Here is a 19,498-nt window from a genome sequence, read left to right on the forward strand (position 1 = left end):
GAGAGCTACGCGGCAGGACTTCACCTTCGAGGATCGATCATGTGGCTGAAACACATCACCGCAGCCACATGATCCGAACCTCGAACAGCTCCTAGGGCAGGAGCGCATGTCGGGCAGCGTTCATGAACGCTGCCCGCTTCTCCAACACGCTCATCGGAGCGTCCTCACGATTTTGTGGGGTGTCGAAGAGGCCCTGACCCAACTCCTCGGTCTGTCCTATGCGGAGGCCATTGAGACGGCCGGCTGTCCGGTCGGCACGATACGGTCCCGGGTCACCTGGGCCCGAGCCTCCCTCATCACGCTCCTGATGACGGATCAGGTGATGGCGAGCGGGTCGTTCGGGGCCAGTGCGGCCGCGATGCGCTGAGCGACCACCTCGGCCATGTTGCCGTCGGGGGTGTCCGGGTCCTTCGTCGCGGAGACCGCGATGGCGAGCCCCTTCGACGGAAGGTACGCCTGGATCGCCGCGTACCCGGAGAACGACGGGTTCTGCAGCACCCACCCGTTGACGACGATGACGCCGAGGCCGAAGTGCTTCGCCTCGGTCTGCTTCAGACAGATCGAGGCGGGGCAGGTGGCGCTCGCGCCGCCAAGGCCGACCGTGCCCGGGTTGAGCAGCGTGCGGTAGGAGCGGTACGACAGGAGTTCGCCGCTGCCGATCGCCCGCGCCGATGTGGCCAGGTCGCAGATGTGGGTGGTGATGACCGCGCCGGGCGCGGTGGTCCACGAGGGGTTCCAGAAGGTGGATTCCTCGTAGAGGCCGCGGTCCGAGGTGAAGGCGTGCAGGACCGGGCGCGGGATGTCGGGGGTGAAGTTGTTCTGGGTGTTGCGCATGCCGAGGGGGCCGGTGACGCGTTCCTTCACGAGCTCGTCGATCCGGGTGCCGGTGATCTTCTCGAGTGCCTGGACGAGGAGGAGGTAGTTGGCGTGGGAGTAGCTCCAGCTCGTGCCCGGCTCGTACCAGAACGAGTGGCTGTAGGGGTACGAGAGGAGCTGTGCCGGGGTCCACTGGCGGAACGGGTGCGGCTCCAGCTCGGCGAGGAACGCCGGGTCGGTGACGTAGTCGTGGAGGCCGGTGGTGTTGGTGGCCAGCATCCGCAGGGTGATCCGGTTGGCCTTGGGCACGGTGGGCAGCCACTGCTCCACGGTGTCGTCGAGGTCGATCCTGCCCTCCTCGACGAGCTGGAGGAGGACGGTGCCGATGTGGGCGAAGGCGACGGAGCCGGCCCGGAAGTGCATGTCCGGCTCGGCGGGGACGCCGGTCATGGACTCGCCGAGGGCGTCGGTGACGACCTCCCGGCCGTCGATGGTGACCCGCAGCTCGACGGACTTCAGCTTGAGGTCGCTCTTGGCCTTGCGGGTGATGTCCAGGATCCGGCGGGCCTTGCCGCCGAGGGGCCGCTCGGTCCGCACGCAGTCCCGACCGCCGTGTCCGGGGCCGCCGGGGCTGCCGGGACCTTCGGGTCGCGAGGCGAGTGCCGGGGCGGCGGCGGTCTGGACGGCGAGGGCGAGGAGCGCGGCGCAGAGGAGGGCTCCGCGGGATCGGGTCCGGGTCCGGGTGGGGGGTGGCATCATGGCCCGCACTATGGCCGGAAGTGCCCCCGCGGCTGGTCGAACACTCCACAGCCGCGACGAGAGGCATCCATCTGGGGCACACGGAAGAGCCGGTGCCCCGGGGCACCGGCTCTTCCGTGTGGGTGAGTGTCAGGCGGCGAGTTCCTTCTCCCGGGTGTCGGCGGCGGCGGGCTTGGTGTCGCGCATGACCAGGGTGGCGAGGACGGCCGCCGCGAGGACCCCGACGGCGCTGATGGTGAAGGTGGTGGACATCGAGGAGGTGAAGGCGTCCCGGGCGGCGGCGGCCAGTCCGGAGTCGCCCTGAGCGGCGGCCAGTGCGCCGCCGATGGACTGCTTGGCCTGCTCGGGGGCGTCGGCCGGCATCTCGGAGGAGAAGGTGCTGGTGAGGAGCGAGCCGAGGATGGCGATGCCGAGCGCGGTGCCGGCCTGCTGGATGGTGTCGTTGAGGGCGGATCCGACGCCGGCCTTGTCCTCGGGGATGGTGCTCATCAGCGCGCCGACGGCGGCCGGCATCGCGAGGCCGGCGCCGAGGCCGAGCAGGCCGAGGGCGATGGCCGGGACGGTGAAGCCCGAGTGGGCGTCGACGGTGGTGAGCAGGGCGAAGGAGGCGGCCATGACGAGCATGCCGGCGAGGATCAGGAGCCGGTTGCCGATCCTGGCGGCGAGGCCGGCGCCCGCGCCGTTGCCGATGAGGGCGGCGACGGCGAGCGGGACGAAGGCGAGGCCGGCCTTGACGGGCGAGTAGCCGAGGACGAACTGCAGGTACTGGGTGAGGACGAGGAGCAGTCCGCCGTTGCCGATCTGCACGAGGGTCAGCGAGAGCGAACCGCCGCTGAAGTTGCGGTGCTTGAAGAGGACCAGCGGCACCATCGGCTCGGGGGTGACGTTCTCCCAGATCACGAACCCGCCGAGGGTGACGAGGGCGACGGCCAGGGTGAGGAGCGAGCGGCCCTCGAAGGCGCCGTGCTGCGGGATCTCGATGATCCACCAGATGAGCGCGGTCATCCCGACGGCGGAGAGGATCGCGCCGAGCGGGTCGGGCTTCTGCCAGGGGCCCTTCGACTCGGGCATCAGGGCGAGGGCGGCGAGGACGGCGAGGGCGACGACCGGGACGTTGATGAAGAAGATCGAGTGCCAGGAGAAGTGGTCGATCAGGACGCCGCCGAGGACGGGGCTGCCGACGAGGCCGAGCATGGACACGGAGCCCCAGGCGGCCATGGCGCGGGGCCGCTCGTCCTCGTCGAAGACGGTGATGAGGATGGAGAGCGTCGAGGGCATGATCAGCGCGCCGCCGACGCCCATCGTGATGCGTGCGGCGATGACCTCGCCCGGGCTGGTGCAGACGGTGGCGGCGAGTGAGGCCGCGCCGAACAGCAGCAGTCCGACGACCATGACCTTCCGGCGGCCGAAGCGGTCCCCGAGGCTGCCCGAGGTGAGCAGGAGTCCCGCGAAGACCAGGATGTAGGAGTCCAGGATCCACTGGATGTCCTGGGCGCTCGCCCCGATGTCCTCGGTCATGGACGGTACGGCGACGGTGAGCGCCATGCTGTCGACGACCAGGACCAGGGTGCTGAGGCAGAGCACGACCAGGATCCACCAGCGGCGTGGGTTGCGGGTTTCCATCGGGAGTTCCCCCTCGGGTCTCGTTCGCTCCCCTCGGAGCGCCCTTCGTTGCGAACACTGTACGCAGCTGCGCACAGTGTTCGCAACACCGGAGACCTGTACGCTGGATGCGAACGTCGTACGCAGCGAAGGCAGGAGGACCATGGCCGCCAAGGCGAACCCCGTCCCGTCCGTGTGGGCCCGCGAGCAGGCCGCCCCCGACCAGCCCGCGCTCAGCCGGGCCGCGATCGTCCGCGAGGCGGTCGTCATGCTGGACGCCGACGGCATCGAGGCGCTCAGCATGCGCAAGCTCGGGGCCCGCCTGAACGCCGGGGCGACCTCGCTCTACCGCCATGTCGCCACCAAGGACGAGCTGATGGAACTCGCCGTGGACGAGGTCGCCGGCGAGATCTCCGTCCCGTCCGCGGGCGGCCCCTGGCGGGCCGCCGCCGCCGAGGCCGCCGAGTCGTTCCGCGCGACGGCCCTGCGCCACCCCTGGCTCTCGTCGACCCTCGGCCAGGCCGGCCTCGCCTATCTGGGGCCCAACCTGATGTCGTACTCGGAGCGGCTCGCCGCCCTGTTCACGGACGCCGGGTTCCCCGAGCCGAGCCGAGCGATCGACACCCTCCTGTCGTACGTCATCGGCATGAGCACCACGGAGGCCGCCTGGCTCACCACGGTCGCCCGCTCCGGGGAGACCGAGGCCGGGTTCATCGCCCGGCTCATGCCCGCCGCCCAGCAGGCGGCGGCCGGCCACGACCACCTCGCCGAGTCGTACGCCGCGGCCGCGACCCACGCGGTGGTCGACCCCGTCGCCATCCGGGACTCCAAGTTCGCCTACGGCCTCGACGTGGTCCTGGACGGTCTGGAGATGCGGCTCCCGCGCTGACGGGACGCCCGGTCCGGCGTCCGCGGCCACCGCCGGTGCGGCGTGTCGATGCGGTACGCGTGCGGGTGGTGCCCCCGGCCCCGGCCAGGTGCGGGTGGCCGGCCGGGAGTTCGGGGTGGACGTGCTCCAGCTCGGCCGGGTCCTCGCGGGGCCAGAGGTACGCCGCCCCCACGGCCCCGGGGAGGGCAAACGAGGCGGGCGCGGCTGCCGAGACGGCGGGTCCCGCCCACGCGGCGAGTCCGCCTCGGCGCCGCTCCGGTCGAGCTTCCCGCACCCGTCGCTGACCTGGCCCGACAGCAGGTCACGGCCCGCCGCAGCCATGCCGTCCTCGGCCGGACAGAGTCACCCTGCCTCTTCCCAGGAGGCCGGCCCGGCCGGCCGATCAGTGCCTGGGCCATGAGCGAGAGGCTCCGCGAACTCGGCATCCGGCTCGCGGAAGCACGCTCGACCGCCCTGTTCCAGCTCGCCACCGAGCTGCCTGCCGCGGTCCTCGCCCGCACCCTCGACATCACCGTCGCCGTCGAATGGCAGCGAGCCGCCGCCGGAGACTGGGCCGCCTACGCAGCGGAGATCAGCCAGCGCGCCACCCACCACCTCCAAGGAGAAGACGCACATGCCCCTCGATGACCAGAGCATGTGGGCTCTGCTCCGACAACTCGATGACCCGCAGCACATGGAACTTCCCCGCGGCTACGACCACCACACCACCCGAGCCCGGTTTGAGCAGCTCGCAGCCTGTTCGGACGCGCGGTTCCCGTACACATGCACTGAGCGACTCTGTCAGGGATCTTGGATGCTCGGGGTCACTTGCCTTGCCGCCACCAGTTTTCCCAGGTCAAGTCCCATGCGTCGAGGTAGAGCTGAAATGCTGTGAGTGGCCGTGGGTGGTCGATGGCTGGAGGGGCGTGGGTCGCGAGGCGTTCGAGGTTGATGGCAATGGCGGTCAAGACATGCTGCACGTGGGTCTTGGCAACACCGTGGTAGCGGCTGCGGGCCTGGAGTTCGTGCAGGTGACGGGGGAGGAAGTTCACTGTGCGTGCTGAGGCGCCCCTCGCGCAGAGGGACCGGTCGGGGCAGGGATCGCACTGGTGGGCTGCGAGGCGGACCACTGAGCCTTTTCCATCCTCACTCTGAGCTGGCCAGATGCAGGCTGAGGACGGCCTGGACAAGGCTCGTGACGCGGGTGGTCGAGCAGCGGAGCTTGCGGAGAAGCCGCCAGGACTTGAGGGTGGCGACGGCCTGCTCGACCAGGGCCCGGATCTTCGCGTGGGATCGGTTGACGGCCTGCTGGCCTGCGGGCAGCGTCTCCCACCGGCCGCGGTAGGGAACACGGACCGTGCCCCCGGCTCCTTGGTATTCCTTGTCGGCCCAGCAGACGATGTCGGCCCCTGCGAGAGCGTCGATGACACCGTGCTCGCGGGCCGCACGGACGTCGTGGACGGCCCCGGGCAGAGCGGGAGACGCCCATGGCAGCCGGCCGAACGGATCGGCGACGACCTGCACGTTCATCCCGTGTTTCTTGTGTTTGCCCGAGTAGAATGGTCGGTCGGCGGCGACGCGGTCGATCGGCAGCGGCGTCCCGTCCAGCAGGACGAACGTCTTCGTCGACGCCGCCCGGACCGCATCGGCGAGGGTCGGGGCGAGGGCGGCCAGGACGTCGACGGCCTCGGTGATGTAGCGGTAGGCGGTGGTGGTGCCGATCCCGAACCCGGTCGCGAGCTGGGTGTACGGATGACCGTTGCGGAGATGAGCGAGAGCGAGCAGGGCCTGCCGCCCCGCACTCAGGCGCCGCCATCGGGTGCCGAGCCGACGACGGTGTTCCCGCAGACGAGCGGTGAGGAAGCGCAGGCAGAGCTGGACACGTCCAGCACGGACGGGTAGACAGGCATGCGAAGCCTCTGGTGGGCACGGGTTCTTCTTGGTCGAAAACCCATCTACCAGGGGCTTCACCCGTCTGTCAGCCGAACTGTCCAGCCCGGCCAACAGGTTGGAAAAGGGTCACTGTGTCCTGGCTTGCCGGCCTGAACCCCTAGCTGTTGCGGGTCATGACGTTGATGACACAGGCCGACAGCCGTGAAATCGATGTGCCTCGACGGGCATCGGTCGGGTACCGTGCGGGCCATGTCGAGTCCTGAGTCAGACAAGGTGGGGGCTTTCGGTCACGCCGTCAGCCCCCTGAACCACTGAGTTCGTAGTCCTGCCGTCTCGCCGCGTTCTGCGGTCGGACGAGTGCGCCCCTGGGGGCTGACCGCGGTGACGAGATGACCTTCTCGTGCTTCTCCTCACCTCGGAGCCACTCGATGCCTCTCCCGCTGTATCTGCTCGCCGTGGCGGTCTTCGCCATGGGAACCTCGGAATTCATGCTCGCCGGCCTCTTGCCGGACATCGCCTCGGACCTCGACGTGACAGTCGGGACAGCAGGCATGCTCACCTCGGCTTTCGCGATCGGAATGATCGTCGGCGCCCCGCTCATGGCCGGGCTTGCCCGCAACTGGCCTGGACGGTCCAGCCTTCTGGGGTTCGTCCTCGTATTCATGGCAGCCCACGTCGTGGGCGCTGCCACCTCGAGCTTCCCGGTCCTGGTGGTGACGCGGGTGGTCGCAGCACTCGCGTACGCGGGGTTCCTCGCCGTAGCGCTGACGACCGCCACCACGCTTGTCTCGCCCGACAAGAAGGGACGCGGGCTCGCCGTACTGCTGTCGGGCACCACGGTGGCCACGGTCGCCGGTGTACCGGGCGGATCGGTGCTCGGCACGCTGTTCGGCTGGCGGGCCACTTTCTGGGCCGTCGCCGCTCTCTGTCTGCCCGCAGCCATCGGCATCGTCAAAGGGATCCCGGCACGACGTGTGCAGAAGGTCGCTGCTGACGGGCCGGCCTTGCGATCGGAACTCGCGCAGCTCAAAAGGCCGCGGTTGCTCCTGATCATGCTGCTCGGCGCCATGGTGAACGCGGCGACCTTTGCCGGCTTCACCTTCCTCGCCCCCGTCGTGACCGACACCGCCGGGCTGGGCGAGCTGTGGATCTCCGTCGCCCTGGTGCTCTTCGGCGTCGGCTCCTTCGCCGGGGTCACCGTCGCCGGTCGGTTGTCCGACCAGCACCCCGGCCCGCTCGTTGCGGTCGGAGGTCCGCTGCTGCTCATCGGCTGGCCGGCCCTGGCCGTCCTGGCCGACAAGCCGGCCGCTCTGCTCGCCCTCGTGTTCGTCCAGGGCGCGCTGTCGTTCGCGCTGGGCAGCACGCTGATCACGCGGGTCCTCTACGAGGCGGCAGCAGCGCCCACCATGGCCGGCTCCTACGCGACCGCCGCGCTCAACGTCGGCGCCGCTGTCGGACCCCTCATCGCCGCGACGACCCTCGGCACGGCAGCCGGGGACCTCGGGCCGCTGTGGGCGAGCGGACTGCTCGTCCTGGTCGCGCTACTCGTCGCGTTCCCCTTGCGCGATGTGATCGCAGCCGGCCGCAGCAGCGAGGTACTCCAGTGACGCACGCGAACGCCCCCTTGACCATCGAGGGACGACGAAGGCTCGTCGCACGCTGCCGCACCCGACCGATCGCCCACATCGCCGCCGAGGCCGGCATCTCCCGCGCTTGCCTGTCCAAGTGGAAGAACCGGTACGACAAATGCGGCGAGACCGGGCTGCTGGACCGCCCGAGCGTCCCGCGCTCCTCACCGGCCCAGACCCCGCCCGAGATCGTCGAACGGATCGAGCGACTGCGACGGGACGACAAGTGGTCCACCCGCAGGATCGCGTTCGAACTCGCGGGCCAGGGTGTGCGGATCAGCGAACGCACCGTGGGCCGGTGGCCGGCGCGGCTGGGCATCAACCACCGCCGGTTCCTCGACCCCGACGGGTCCGCCAACCGGCGCCCGCCGGGACGGATCGTGGCCCGCTACCCGAGCCACATGGCCCACCTGGACGTCAAGAAGGACGGACGCATCCCCGACGGCGGCGGGTGGCGGGCCCACGGCGGCGACTCCGATCAGGCCAAGGCGGCCCAGCGTGCGAAGACAGCCGGAGCCAAGGCGGGTACGTCTGCCTGCACTCCGCCGTGGACGGGTTCTCCCGCCTCGCCTATACCGAGCCCCTTCCCGACGAGGAGGCCGCTACCACCGTGGCGTTCTTCAGTCGCGCTCGCGCGTTCTTCGCCGCCCACGGCATCCACCGGGTGGTTCGCGTGGTCACCGACAACGGTGCCCACTACCGCGCCGCAGTCTTCGTGCGCTCAGTGACCTCGCGGGCCTCCCGCCACCAGCGGACCAAGCCCTGCACACCCCGACACAACGGCAAGGTCGAGCGGTACCAGCGCATCCTCGCCGAAGAGCTGCTCTACTCCCATCAGTGGGCCTCTGAGGAAAGAGGGGCCCGGGCGATCGCAATCTGGGAACATCCACTACAACTATCACCAGCCTCACGCCGCCGCGGGGAACCGTCCTCCAGCAGCACGCCTCCACGCGAGCTTCACCAACGTCATGGACAGCAACACCTGTTCCAGGAAGACTCGTTGCCGCACCCGTACGCGATTCGTTTTAGAGATGCGCTCGGTAGCCAGGGTGAGGAGGCTGGCTTCGGGACGCAGGATGATGCGATCGAGCGTTTGATGCGGATTTACGCGGAGAAGAAGCGGACGGCGCCTTCCGTGGCCGAGGCGCGCCGTGAGCTTGGTCAATGGACGGCCGCGGGACGCGAAGCGATGGCGACCCCGGCAGCGGAAGATGAAGGAGCACTCCACGGGCTGGCACGTGGACAGCTCGATCAGTAAGGATCTTCAGCGTTGCCTCTCCAGGGCGAGGACGGCCTTGGTGATTGACGTGAGCCGGTTGGGGCTGATCCGGGCTTTGCGGAAGATCCGCCAGGCCTTGAGCGGGCGAAGGCCCGCTCGACGGGGAAGCGGAGTCGGGCGTGTGCGCGGTTGACGGCGGCTTGTCCGGGGGTGAGGGGTCTTCCAAGGCGGCGTTTGAACGGCACCTGGAACGTGCCGTGGGCGCCGGCGTAGGCCTTGTCCGCCCAGCAGTTGATGCCGGTCTTGGTGAGGGCGTCGATGATGCTGTACTCACGGGCCGCACGGATGTCGTGGACGGCCCCCGGGCAGGGCTGGTGAGGCCCAAAGGAGTCGACCCACGGGGTCGGCGAGGACCTGTACGTTGCCGTGTTTTTCTATGCTTGCCCGATTAGAAGGGCCGGTCGGCGGCAATCCGGTCGATCGGCAGCAACGTCCCGTCCAGGATTATGAAAGCCTTCAACGAGGCAGCCCGCGCAGCCTCCGCGAGGGTGGGTGCGGCTTGGTCCTTCTCCGAGTGGCAGGTGATCAGCGTGGCGTCGAGATCCAGGACCAGTCCGGGCAGTGCACGTCCCCCGACCCGGGCTGCGGGTATGCCCTCGCCCCGTTCAGCGGCCTGCAGCCAGGCCACCTCCCGGGCCTGAGCGCGGGCTGATCGCAGCCGGTCCAGCACCTGTTCGTCGATGGCTGCCCGCAGCCGCCAGGCCGGCGGCGTGGAGGCCACGGGGCCGAACACCTCGCGCTGGTCCCGCAGAACGGCCAGTTCCGTGATCGCCTCGCCGCCGTCGGCGAGCATCACCGCGAGATCGGTGGCGATCCGGCCCGGAGCATGGCCAGTGCCGCGCGGCCGAAGGTGTCTCAACGCGGTGGAGCACGCGGTGGTCAGCCCGGTGGCATCGGCAAGATCGGCCAGCAACCGTGCACCGGCGTGCCCCACCACCCCTGCACCGTCAGCGGAGACGTGGAGCTTGGGACGCGAACCAATACCCTGCACGCAGAAAGTGCCTTCCGTCTGGACCGACAGAACCCCTCGAAAAGGTTCATCGTCCCAGCTCAGAAGGCGCTTTCGCGTTACCGCACAGAAACCGGCCCCACACCAAGTGAAACGGCGAGGCTAGGGTTTCACTCATGACGGATTCGTATGCCGATCCGGAAACCCCGGATCATCGAAGTGCTGCGCGTTACCTGTGGTGGCTGACCATGAGTCAGCGCCGACGGGTGACGGGGGGTGCGGTGATCGGCACCCTCTGGATGGTCTGCCTCCTGCTGCCGCCGTACCTCATGCAGCGTGCGATCGACGACGGGCTCCAGCGGGGGAAGACCGGCGTCCTGGTCGGCTGGGTGGCCGCACTGGTCGGCGCCGCGCTGCTCAACGCATGGCTCGGCATCATGCGCCACCGCATCATGACACGGGTCCGGATGGACGCCACCTTCCGGACCATCAAGGTCGTGGTCGCGCACTCCACTCGGCTGGGTGCCGAACTGCCCCGAAAGGTGACGGCCGGCGAGGTGGCCAGCATCGGTGTGGGCGACGTCGCGCAGATGAGCCAGACACTGACGATTACCGGCCCGGGCGTCGGCGCTGTCGTCGCGTACCTGGTGGCGGCCGCGCTGCTGCTGTCGGTCTCCGTCCCGCTCGCCCTCGTGGTCCTGCTGGGGGTGCCGTTGCTCGCGGTCGTGGTCGGGCCGCTGCTGGAACGCCTCCAGGGCGCGGAGTCCAAGTACCGCGAGCAGCAGGGGGCGCTGACCGCCCGGCTCGGCGACATCGTCGGCGGCATGCGCGTACTCAACGGCATCGGCGGTAAGGAGATGATGGCCGGACGCTACCTGCGCGGATCGCAGGACCTGCAGGCCGAGGGCTACCGGGTCGGCGCCGTGACCAGCTGGATCCAAGCGCTCTCGGTCGGCCTGCCCGCCCTCTTCCTCGCGTTGGTGACCTGGCTGGCCGCCCGGATGGCCGCCGAGGGCACCATCACGATCGGCACGCTGGTCGCCGTCTACGGCTACGTCGCCGTCCTGGTGGTACCGGTCTCCAACTTCATCGAGGGCGGATACGACCTCACCAGGGGTCTGGTGGCCGCTCGACGGGTGGTCCGGATGCTCGACCTGAAGCCCGCCTTCGAAGACACCGCAACACTTCGGCCGACCCATGACGAGCCATCAGTCCTGTACGACGCCGACACCGGTGTGGAACTGGTCCCGGGCCGGCTGACCGCGATCGTGAGTGCTCGCCCGGCCGATTCCGCGGCCGTGGTCGACCGGCTCGGCCGGTACAGCGCGTCCGCTGCGACCTGGGGCGGCGTGCCGCTCGCCGAGGTCGCCCTGGCTGAGATCCGCAGCCGGATCGTGGTGGCGGACAACGACGCCGACTTCTTCTCCGGCACGCTGCGCACCGTGGTCGGCGGCCGGTCCGAGTACACCGGCCCGTCCATCGCCCAGGCCGTCAGAGACGCCGCGGCGGAGGACATCGTGCAGGCACTGCCCGATGGCCTGGACACCATGATCCAGGCCCAGGGCAGCAACCTCTCCGGCGGTCAGCGCCAGCGGCTGCGGCTGGTCCGTGCCCTGCTGGCGGACCCGGAGGTGCTCCTGCTGGTCGAGCCCACCTCCGCCGTGGACGTCCACACCGAGGCCGCCATGGCCGCTGGGCTGCGCCGGGCGCGGACCGGGCGCACCACCGCCCTCACCACGACCTCCCCCGTCCTCCTTGAGCAGGCCGACACCGTCTGCTACCTCGTCGACGGCCGTCTGGCGGCGGCCGGCCCGCACCAGGAGCTGCTCGCATCAGAGCCCGGCTACCGCGCGCTGGTGGCCCGCGGCGAAACCGCCACCGAGTCCACGCCCGCCGAGGAGACCGTCCGATGACTGCTCAGACCGAGACCGCCCCCGGGCGGCTCCCGATCGCCGGTCCCGCCGAGGTCCGCCGGGCCGCCGTGCGTCTGATGGGGCAGGATGGCCGTGCGGTCGCCGCGATGCTGACCCTCAACGGACTGGCCGCGGCCGCCGGTCTGGGAGGCCCCTGGCTGCTGGGCCGGATCATCGACGACGTCCGGGGCGGCGCCGGGGTCGGACACGTCGACCGACTCGCCCTCGGCATCCTCTGCTTCGCGCTCGCGCAGCTGCTCCTCGGCCGCTTCGCCCGCTACGCCGCTCACCGCTTTGGCGAGCGGACTCTGGCGCGGATCCGAGAGCGGTTCGTCGACCGCTCCCTCGCCCTGCCCGCTTCGGTGGCCGAACGAGCCGGCGCCGGTGACCTGCTGACGCGCGGCACCGCCGACGTCGCCACCGTCGGCACCACCCTGCGCGACGCCGGGCCGGAGGTCTCCGTGGCCCTCGTCCAGATCCTCCTGATCCTGGTCGCCATGCTCGCGGTCAACCCGCTGCTCGGCATCTGCGGGTTGCTCTGCCTCTCCGGGATCTGGTTCGCCACTCGCTGGTACCTGCACCGTGCACACGCGGGTTACCTCGCCGAAGGCGCCGCCAACTCCGCGCTGATCGAGATCCTCACCTCCACCGCGACAGGGGCCCGCACCGTCGAGGCCCTGGGCCTCCAGGACCGCCGGATCGCCGCCGCGGCCGAGGCGGTCGAGCACTGCCGGGTCACCCGTACCTACACCCTCAACCTGCGCACCGTGCTCTTTCCCGTGGTCGAGTTCTCGTACATCGCCCCGGTCGCCGGCATCCTGCTGCTCGGCGCCGCCCTGCGCGACACCGGCGCGGTCACCACCGGCGCGGTGGTCACCTGTGCTCTCTACTTCTGGAAGCTCTCGGAGCCGCTGGACAAGGTCCTGCTCTGGCTCGACCAACTCCAGCGCAGCAACGCCTCCTTCGCCCGAGTCGAGGGCATCGGCCAGGTGGACGCCCCGGCCGTGACCGGCGGCGGCCGGCCCGAGGACGACCGGATCGACGTGGTCGACGTCCGGTACGCCTACCAGGGCGAGCGGGACGTCCTGCACGGCGTCGACCTCACCGTCCGTCCGGGCGAGCGGCTGGCGGTCGTCGGCCCGTCCGGAGCCGGCAAGTCCACTCTGGGCCGGCTGCTGGCCGGGGCGGAGACGCCCCGCACCGGACGGGTGACGGTGGGGCAGGTGCCTGTCGCCGAGCTCGACCCGGCCCAGTTGCGCCGACACGTCGTCCTGGTCTCCCAGGAGCATCACGTCTTCCTCGGCACCGTCCGGGACAACCTCCTGATCGCCGCGCCCGCCGCGACCGACCAGGACCTGCACGCGGTGCTGGCCGCCGTCGATATCGACTGGGTGGACGAGCTGTCGGACGGGCTGGACACCGAACTCGGTGCCGGTGGGCTCCGTCTGGACGCCCAGCAGGCCCAGCAACTCGCCCTGGCCCGGGTGGTCCTGGCCGATCCGCACACGCTGATCCTGGACGAGGCCACCTCCCTGCTCGACCCGACCACGGCCCGGCACACCGAGCGCTCGCTGGCGGCTGTGCTCAAGGAACGTACCGTGATCGCCATCGCCCACCGCCTGCACACCGCCCACGACGCGGACCGGGTCGCGGTCATGGACGGCGGCCGGGTGACCGAATTGGGCAGTCACGAAGAACTGCTGGCGGCCGGCGGCGGGTACGCCGCGCTGTGGCAGTCCTGGCACGGCGCCTGAGCGCGCCCCACCCCTCTCGACCTCTCTCGACCAGTATTGATCAGAAACGGTTCGGGTTCTGGGTCGGTGGTGGGGTGTGAGTGATCTGGTGGGGGACGCGCGGCATCTGTCGCCGTAGCCGCAGGAGGCCCTGCGGCTACGGGCGGTGGCCGCACTGGTGGCGGGGCGGGACCGCGAGGACGTGGCGGCGGCGTTCGGGGTGTCGCTGAAGGCGGTCGACATCTGGTGCGCGAAGTGGCAGGCCGGCGGGCGGGAGGCGCTGGTCATGCGGCCGCGGGGCAAGCCGGTCGGGGTGCACCAGGTACTCGGGGAGGCCGAGCAGGCCGCCGTGCGGCAGGCGGTCCTCGATCAGGACCCTGAAGCCGTGGCGCGCCGGCACGAGGAGACCTGGCCGAAGATCCGCGTGAAGGCGAGGAAGACGGCGGTGAGATCCTCTTCGCCGACCAGGTCGGCATCCGTTCCGACCAGGTCACCGGCCGCACCTGGGGCGAGAAGGGCGGGACACCGGTGGCGCGGCGGAGCGGGAACCGGTTCTCGGTCAACGCGATGTCGGCGATCAGCACCAGGGGCCGGATGCACTTCATGGCCTTCACCGAGAGCTGCACCGCCGAGGTGATGTGCCGCTTCCTGGACCGGCTGGCCGGCCACTTCGACCACAAGGTCCATCTCGTGGTCGACGAACACTCCGTCCACCGTTCCAGGAAGGTCCGCGACTGGCTCGCCGCCCACCCGACGACGTCAAGCTGTGCTTCCTGCCCCCGTACTCACCCGAACTCAACCCCGACGAGCTGGTCAACGCCGACCTCGAACACAGCCTGCCCAAACAGCACCGAGCCCGCGATCAGGCCGAACTCGCCGCGGAGACACGCCGCTTCTTCTGCAGACGTCAGCGTCAGCCGCACATCGTCCGCGGCTACTTCGGCGGCCCACACGCCCGCTACATCCTGGACGAGAACCTCATGAGTTTCTGATCAATACCGTCCGGCGGCCAAGGGCAGCATTGCTCACACATGACCGACGCGGTCTGTGCGCACCAAGCGGGGATTCCGGCGTTTCTGTATGAACCAGTGCGCGCCAAACCATGGAGCCTAGACGCAGCCACCGGGGCGTATGCCCTCAAAGCCCCTGCTGGGCCGATCCGGCAGGGGCTCGCCCATGCGCCCCCGCGTCCGTCAACCGGCGCGAGTCCAACTCACTCCGGAAACTCACCTCTGTGGTCCGCCCGGTCCGCGTTCTCGTGTACAAAGCCGTACGGGCGGCCGCTGCCGCGGACGGTCATCCGGGGCCGGGCCACGCCGGAGGCCATTGGCTTGTCGCGGCCGGTGGGGGTTCACCGTTGCGGATCGCGGTGACGTACTCATGCATTGCCTGGGCCAACAGGGGCCTGATCCGGTTCGCGTGGGCGAGGGCTTCACCGGATTCCACGTCCCATTGCCAGTGGTAGCTGGCCCCTTGTGCCGCAACGCGCCTTCTCACCAGGCTTGTGGCGTGGGTCAGCGTGTCGTAGACCGCGGCGCCCAGTACCTCGACCTCCAGTTGGTACTGAGGGTGCTGGGGCCAGTGGTTGTAGCTGTAGCGGGCGGCCTTTCCCCCGGCCTCTTTGATGGCGGCGTCGAACTCGGCGAGGTCCACCGCAACGTTCATGTCGAGACTCTGCTCTGCCCGTTCGAGGATCTGGGCCCATTCGCGCCCGGCCTCGCGCAGGGAGGTCAGCCGGTCGAGTTCCCGGCTGATGGCCTCCTCGCTCTTCGCCCGCTGGTTCGCCGTCTCCTGCTGGGCAAGCTGCGCCGCTGCGCGGCGGTGCTGGCGGGCGGAGACGAAGACCGTGGCAGCAGCGGCTATCCCGGCGGTTCCTAAGCCTCCGATAAGACCTAGACGGCGCTGGCATCGACCATGGCCTCACTATCAGGTATCACCAGCGACAGGGGAAGCGCCTGCGGCCGCGCTCGCCTTTGCCTCCCTCGCCGCGACCTCTCCCGCGCACGCCGATACACCTGCTGAAGTGCGGACCCTTCCCGACGCCATCGCCGTCCTGCCAGTCGACGAGGAGTCCCAGAACGAGACCTACGACAGGGCCCGCTTGTGGATGCCACCGGCGCCGAGCGCCCGCTGCCGGTACGCCACGGAGTGGACCGGGACCAAGCTGTGCTGGGGCCTGAGCGTGGATCCGGCGGAGGTCGACGCGATCCAGGCGCTCGCAGTCGAGTGCCCTGCTCGCGGCCCCGCAGTTCGCCCCGCAGAAGGTCTGACCTCTGCCCAGGTGGCCCCGCGCACGTGCGGGGACGTGGAACCGGCCGAGCGGGCGCCCGTCCTGCCGGGGCCGTGACGACGGTACGGCGCAGCTGGGCCGTACGCAGGTTCTGGTCCGCCATCAGGGCGAGCTGTTGCTCTGTTGGTTCGGTGGAGTGGCGTCGGTGGTAAGCCGTTGGGTCGTGGCCGGCGGTGGGGAAGGGGGCAGGATCAGTGCGGTAGGGGTGCGGGTACGGACATGCTTGATGTGATGGTGCGGGCGGATGACGCGAGCGGGCTGATGGAGCGCCTCTGCGTCGAGCCGCCGCGCGGCAGGCGGGGCTCCGAGGGTCGGTGGCTGGCGGCATGGCGCATGTTCGAGGTCGCGTGCCAGAACTATGCCGGTGACTCTGGGGCGCTGCCGCTGGAGCGGGCGGCGGGGCTCGTGGCGGCGGTCAGGCGTGCGTGGGAGGCACTTCCGCATTATCCGACGCTGGGGTTCATGCCGTTCCTCTACGACGAGCTGCTTCCGAGCCGGGGGGATTCGACCGAGGTTCCGGTCGAGGTGGAGTGGGCGGCGCGTTGCTTCGATGCGGTGCGGGCGGGGCTTGCGGACAGGGACTCCGGACGGTGGATTGCCGCGCTGGAAGGGGCCGTGAGCAGGCCTTGGAGGATCGCATGGCGACGGTCTGAGAGGCCTCGGCGCGCAGGTTCCTGGCGGCGAGGGGCAGCAGCGCTGGACTACGGGGCGTTGATGTCGCTGATCTGCCAGACGTCACCGGTGCGGGTGAGGCCCAGCCATGTGTAGCCCTCGGGACAGTCGATGGAGATGCGGACCGAGTCCGCGGTGTCCTGCTGCTCCTCTTCGTAGTTGGCAGCCGAGTTGAGGCAGTCGGGCTGGGTGAAGACGTACCTGTCGTCCGCCGCGAGCTCGGTGAGGGCCTCGGCGCACGGGAGGCCGCGGCCGAAGGTGCGAAAGCGGTCGTCGGCCAGCCCGCAGGCCACCTCTGCCCGGTCTTGGGCGAGGGCCTGGGCGAACTGTTGCGCGGTACCGCGAGCAGTGGCCGGCGACGTCAGCTCTGGCGGCAGGCCGCTCGGAGAGCCTGAGGAAGTCGTGCACCCGGTGAGGGCCGCGGCTAACAGGGTGACGGTGAAGGCCCGGCGAGATGCAGGCGTGGTGATCATCTTTGCAGCGTAGAGGGTTCGCCCTGGGGGCGGAGCGGATCGGCTGGAAAGGGCCGGGGTGCTTCCTTGGGTGGCTGAACTGCCGCGGGGATCGACCACCGCCCGGTGCCCCTCCTTGCCCCAGCCGTGTGAGGAAGGGTGCCGGGCGATCGGTGCCGTACCTATGACGGCATGGTCGAGAACACACTACGGGCAGGAGTAACGAAGACGGCTCAGCTGGGTACTGACCCGAAACCCCCCCGGGCTTTCCGTACAACCATTCGATCTGTTCGCGAGTCTGAGTCGGACACGGAAATTCCGTGTCCGACTCAGACTCGTGGGGGCTTCACCTTGCAACTCCGTTCCACCAGCAGCCGTCTCGCCACCGCCGTCACGGCCGTCCTCGCGGTCACCGCCCTCGGCGCCGGCACGCTGACGGCCGCCCCGGCCGCGTTCGCGGCGACGTCGGCCTCGTCCGAGCAGGCCGACGCCACTCTTCCCGTCTACCCCGAGGGCTCCTCCCTTGCGGGTGCGGGCACCAGCGGGTTCTTCACGTACGACTACGACTCCGTCGACCGCATCACGGACCTGGTCTGGACGCCGTACGACGGAGGAGCCTCGAAGCGGCTCCGGCACCCCAAGGACGGCGGTTACGCCCTGACAGGCAACGACGTGGCCGTCGTCGGCGATGACAGCTGGCCCGAGGCCATGCAGTCGATCACCTTGTGGAACATGGCCGACCCGGCGGCCCCGGGCGTGGACATCGACCTCGGCACGCTGAACGGCACCTACCTGGCCGTGCTGAGCCCGACGAGCGTGCTCGCGGACATCCGGAAGGCGGACGGCACGAGTGAACTGCGCGTCGTGACCAAGGACGGCGCCACCACGACCACCCGGAAGATCACCGGTCTGCCCGCGGACGCCACCGAGATCAGCGGCTCGACGGTCCTCGGGGGCTCCGTTCTCGTGAGGTACGCGGCGGGCCCGCCGGACGCGCGCACCGGCCACCGGGCCCTGGTCGACGTGACGGCCGGGACGGTGACCGAGACCTACTCCTCCGCCAAGTCCGGGTACAACGCCGACTCCGGCCACCTGACGTTCTCCGCCTCGCAGGTGGCCTGGCTCGACCAGACGGACGACAACGAGGTGTACGTCACGTCCGTCGACCGCAAGACGGGCGAGGAGAAGAAGACCGTCCTGGGCGACAGCGTCGACGAGTGGTACTACGAGCTGGTGGGCGACTGGCTGGTGTACGGCGCCTACTGGACACCCGCCAAGGCCGTCTCCCTGACCAGCGGCGAGACCCGCGACCTCGGCGTCACGGGACCGGAGTCAGCGCCCTCGGCCGACGGCAGCGCGGTGCTGCGGGGCAGCCGGGACGCCGACGGCGACGGTCTCTTCCGCGTAGCCGTAGCCGAGAACGGCACCCCGACGGTCACCAAGGTGGCGGAGACGGGCAAGCCGGTGGCCCCGCTGGCGATCGATGAGGTCCACGTCCCCGACGCGGTCGACCTCGACCAGACCGGCGGCAAGGTGACCCTGGGCTGGACGCTGTCGCGGGCCGACGCCGTCGTGGACGTCACCCTCACGCACACCGCCACCGGCAAGGAGTTCACCAAGCGCCTGACCGCCCCCGCGAGCGGCACCCGGTTCTCCTTCGACTGGGACGGCGTCATCGCCGGCCTGGACGCGCCGAACGGCACGTACGCCGTCGAGGCCGAGGCGACGCCGGTCGACGGCACCGGCGAGCCGGCCTCCCAGGGCTGGCTCATGAACGTCACCCGGACGGCCGACCCGCACGACTACACCAACAACGGCTCCACCGACGTCCTCGCCCGGGACGCCGCCGGCGTGCTGTGGCGCGACGACCTGCGGGACCGCCCGGTGAACGGCCAGGTCAAGCCCGCGCTGCGGACGAAGATCGGCGCGGGCTGGGGGGTGTACAAGCAGATCGAGGCCGTGGGCAACGTCGGCGGCGCCGCCACCGGCGACCTGATCGCGGTCGACACGGCCGGCGTGCAGTGGCTCTACCTGGGCAAGGGCGACGGCACGTTCGCCGCCCGGCAGCAGGTCGGCACGGGCTGGCAGATCTACAACAAGATCGCCGGCGGTTCGGACCTCGACGGCGACGGCCGTGCCGACCTGGTCGCCACGGACGGCGCCGGCACCCTGTGGTTCTACAAGGGCACCGGCAACTACGCGAAGCCGTACGCGGCCCGCGTGAAGATCGGCGGCGGCTGGCAGGTCTACAACCAGCTCACCGCCGTCGGGAACATCGCCGGTTCGGCGGCTGGGGACATGGTCGCCCGTGACACCTCCGGCGTCCTCTGGCTGTACCAGGGCAACGGCGCCGGCGGCTTCTCGCTCCGCGTGCGGATCGGCGGCGGCTGGGGCGCCTTCTCCCAGCTCGTCGGCGCCGGCGACCTCGACAACGACGGCCGCCCGGACCTGATCGCGTACGGCTCCGGCGGCACCTACGTCTACCGTTCGACGGGCGTCGCCACCGCCCCCTTCAGCCGTCAGACGACGTCGCTGTACGCGGGCGAGGGCAGCAAGTTCAACAGCGTCCTCTGAGGGCTGCCCGTACCTAGAACGGACCGGTTCGCCTGCGGTGCCCCTCCTCGCCCCAGCCGAGCAGGGAGGG

The 19,498-nt window shown here is 70.2% G+C and carries 13 protein-coding genes and 5 pseudogenes; 10 read left to right on the forward strand and 8 right to left on the reverse strand.

The genetic code is table 11. The features are described from left to right. Nucleotides 1-315: 315 nt before the first annotated feature. Together ACFYX3_RS40805 and ACFYX3_RS40810 are read right to left on the reverse strand one after the other, a co-directional pair. A complete protein-coding gene (locus ACFYX3_RS40805; RefSeq protein WP_389025047.1) occupies nt 316-1,575 on the reverse strand; it encodes a serine hydrolase domain-containing protein in 1,260 nt (419 codons plus the stop codon). Nucleotides 1,576-1,704: 129 nt separating this feature from the next. Then, entirely contained in the window at nt 1,705-3,198 is a 1,494-nt protein-coding gene (locus tag ACFYX3_RS40810) for an MFS transporter (RefSeq protein ID WP_389025049.1), read from the reverse strand. 142 nt (nt 3,199-3,340) lie between these two features. Here ACFYX3_RS40810 and ACFYX3_RS40815 point away from each other — a divergent pair, with 142 nt between their 5' ends. Next, the gene (locus ACFYX3_RS40815) at nt 3,341-4,066 is read left to right on the forward strand and encodes a TetR/AcrR family transcriptional regulator C-terminal domain-containing protein (protein ID WP_389025051.1); all 726 of its coding nucleotides are present in this window, start codon (nt 3,341-3,343) and stop codon (nt 4,064-4,066) included. 396 nt (nt 4,067-4,462) lie between these two features. Then, a complete protein-coding gene (locus ACFYX3_RS40820; protein ID WP_389025053.1) occupies nt 4,463-4,693 on the forward strand; it encodes a hypothetical protein in 231 nt (76 codons plus the stop codon). A 176-nt stretch (nt 4,694-4,869) separates the two neighbouring features. On the opposite strand, the gene ACFYX3_RS40825 is transcribed toward ACFYX3_RS40820, so the two are convergent. Both ACFYX3_RS40825 and ACFYX3_RS40830 read right to left on the reverse strand, forming a co-directional pair. After that, a complete protein-coding gene (locus ACFYX3_RS40825) occupies nt 4,870-5,097 on the reverse strand; it encodes a hypothetical protein (RefSeq protein WP_389025055.1) in 228 nt (75 codons plus the stop codon). A gap of 94 nt (nt 5,098-5,191) precedes the next feature. Next, nucleotides 5,192-5,955: pseudogene (locus ACFYX3_RS40830) on the reverse strand (IS5 family transposase). A 411-nt stretch (nt 5,956-6,366) separates the two neighbouring features. Between ACFYX3_RS40830 and ACFYX3_RS40835 the strand changes: the two are divergent. Together ACFYX3_RS40835 and ACFYX3_RS40840 are read left to right on the forward strand one after the other, a co-directional pair. Beyond that, the gene (locus tag ACFYX3_RS40835; protein WP_389025057.1) at nt 6,367-7,545 is read left to right on the forward strand and encodes a Cmx/CmrA family chloramphenicol efflux MFS transporter; all 1,179 of its coding nucleotides are present in this window, start codon (nt 6,367-6,369) and stop codon (nt 7,543-7,545) included. Further along, nucleotides 7,542-8,663, forward strand: a pseudogene (locus tag ACFYX3_RS40840) (IS481 family transposase). The gene ACFYX3_RS40835 and the pseudogene ACFYX3_RS40840 overlap by 4 nt, the downstream one beginning before the upstream one ends. 167 nt (nt 8,664-8,830) lie before the next feature. Here the strand turns inward: ACFYX3_RS40840 and ACFYX3_RS40845 are convergent. Together ACFYX3_RS40845 and ACFYX3_RS40850 are read right to left on the reverse strand one after the other, a co-directional pair. Further along, nucleotides 8,831-9,341 (reverse strand): annotated as a pseudogene (locus tag ACFYX3_RS40845) (transposase family protein); the annotation flags it as partial. Further along, nucleotides 9,333-9,866, reverse strand: a pseudogene (locus tag ACFYX3_RS40850) (transposase); the annotation flags it as partial. The pseudogenes ACFYX3_RS40850 and ACFYX3_RS40845, both read right to left, overlap by 9 nt. 104 nt (nt 9,867-9,970) lie before the next feature. Between ACFYX3_RS40850 and ACFYX3_RS40855 the strand changes: the two are divergent. From ACFYX3_RS40855 to ACFYX3_RS40870, 4 genes and pseudogenes are all read left to right on the forward strand, one after another. Further along, nucleotides 9,971-11,707, forward strand: coding sequence for an ABC transporter transmembrane domain-containing protein (locus ACFYX3_RS40855; RefSeq protein ID WP_389025059.1), 1,737 nt, complete (start codon nt 9,971-9,973; stop codon nt 11,705-11,707). Next, the gene (locus ACFYX3_RS40860; protein WP_389025061.1) at nt 11,704-13,461 is read left to right on the forward strand and encodes an ABC transporter ATP-binding protein; all 1,758 of its coding nucleotides are present in this window, start codon (nt 11,704-11,706) and stop codon (nt 13,459-13,461) included. Before ACFYX3_RS40855 ends, ACFYX3_RS40860 begins: the two co-directional genes overlap by 4 nt. A 453-nt stretch (nt 13,462-13,914) precedes the next feature. Continuing rightward, nucleotides 13,915-14,130: pseudogene (locus ACFYX3_RS40865) on the forward strand (transposase); the annotation flags it as partial. After that, the gene (locus ACFYX3_RS40870) at nt 14,079-14,432 is read left to right on the forward strand and encodes a transposase (RefSeq protein WP_389025063.1); all 354 of its coding nucleotides are present in this window, start codon (nt 14,079-14,081) and stop codon (nt 14,430-14,432) included. The pseudogene ACFYX3_RS40865 and the gene ACFYX3_RS40870, both read left to right, overlap by 52 nt. Nucleotides 14,433-14,736: 304 nt before the next feature. On the opposite strand, the gene ACFYX3_RS40875 is transcribed toward ACFYX3_RS40870, so the two are convergent. Then, nucleotides 14,737-15,105 (reverse strand): hypothetical protein, encoded by a 369-nt coding sequence (locus ACFYX3_RS40875; protein ID WP_389025065.1) that lies wholly within the window; start codon nt 15,103-15,105, stop codon nt 14,737-14,739. Between the two features lie 358 nt (nt 15,106-15,463). Here ACFYX3_RS40875 and ACFYX3_RS40880 point away from each other — a divergent pair, with 358 nt between their 5' ends. Continuing rightward, a complete protein-coding gene (locus ACFYX3_RS40880) occupies nt 15,464-15,787 on the forward strand; it encodes a hypothetical protein (RefSeq protein WP_389025067.1) in 324 nt (107 codons plus the stop codon). Between the two features lie 644 nt (nt 15,788-16,431). Here the strand turns inward: ACFYX3_RS40880 and ACFYX3_RS40885 are convergent. Continuing rightward, on the reverse strand, nt 16,432-16,875 hold the full coding sequence (locus tag ACFYX3_RS40885; protein WP_389025069.1) for a hypothetical protein: 444 nt from the start codon (nt 16,873-16,875) through the stop codon (nt 16,432-16,434). A 330-nt stretch (nt 16,876-17,205) separates the two neighbouring features. Between ACFYX3_RS40885 and ACFYX3_RS40890 the strand changes: the two genes are divergently transcribed. Next, nucleotides 17,206-19,428, forward strand: a complete 2,223-nt coding sequence (locus ACFYX3_RS40890) for an FG-GAP repeat domain-containing protein (RefSeq protein WP_389025071.1) — start codon at nt 17,206-17,208, stop codon at nt 19,426-19,428. Nucleotides 19,429-19,498 lie beyond the last annotated feature (70 nt).

The sequence above is a fragment of the Streptomyces sp. NPDC002463 genome, from assembly GCF_042889835.1.
Taxonomy (GTDB): Bacteria; Actinomycetota; Actinomycetes; order Streptomycetales; family Streptomycetaceae; genus Streptomyces; species Streptomyces nymphaeiformis.